The organism is Shewanella sp. SG44-2, assembly GCF_014164215.1.
In the GTDB taxonomy this organism is placed as follows: Bacteria; Pseudomonadota; Gammaproteobacteria; order Enterobacterales; family Shewanellaceae; genus Shewanella; species Shewanella frigidimarina.
Map to the genome: position 1 here is coordinate 1 of NZ_JACJEU010000085.1, position 381 is coordinate 381.

Genomic DNA, 381 nt, shown 5'->3' on the forward strand with positions numbered 1-381 from the left:
TTTGTCTGGAAACCATAGAGCTGTGGCACCACCTGATCCCATTCCGAACTCAGAAGTGAAACACAGTATCGCCGATGGTAGTGTGGGGTCTCCCCATGCGAGAGTAGGTCATTTCCAGGCGCCTATTAAGCTTCAAATAGTAGCTTTTGCTGATATGGCTCAGTTGGTAGAGCGCATCCTTGGTAAGGATGAGGTCCCCAGTTCGATTCTGGGTATCAGCACCAAGAATAATCTAGTGTTACGTCCTAGAGAAGAGTTTGTCTGGAAACCATAGAGCTGTGGCACCACCTGATCCCATTCCGAACTCAGAAGTGAAACACAGTATCGCCGATGGTAGTGTGGGGTCTCCCCATGCGAGAGTAGGTCATTTCCAGGCGCCTA

Annotated in this window: 1 tRNA gene and 2 rRNA genes; all 3 read left to right on the plus strand. The window is 49.9% G+C overall.

Annotated elements, in window-relative coordinates:
* Nucleotides 1-4 precede the first annotated feature (4 nt).
* The 3 genes from rrf (H5181_RS20370) (at nucleotide 5) to rrf (H5181_RS20380) (ending at nucleotide 376) form a co-directional block, all read left to right on the plus strand.
* Nucleotides 5-120, plus strand: a 5S ribosomal RNA gene (gene rrf, locus H5181_RS20370).
* Nucleotides 121-148: 28 nt separating this feature from the next.
* Nucleotides 149-224: transfer RNA gene (locus H5181_RS20375), tRNA-Thr, on the plus strand.
* Nucleotides 225-260: 36 nt separating this feature from the next.
* Nucleotides 261-376, plus strand: a 5S ribosomal RNA gene (rrf, locus tag H5181_RS20380).
* Nucleotides 377-381: the final 5 nt, after the last annotated feature.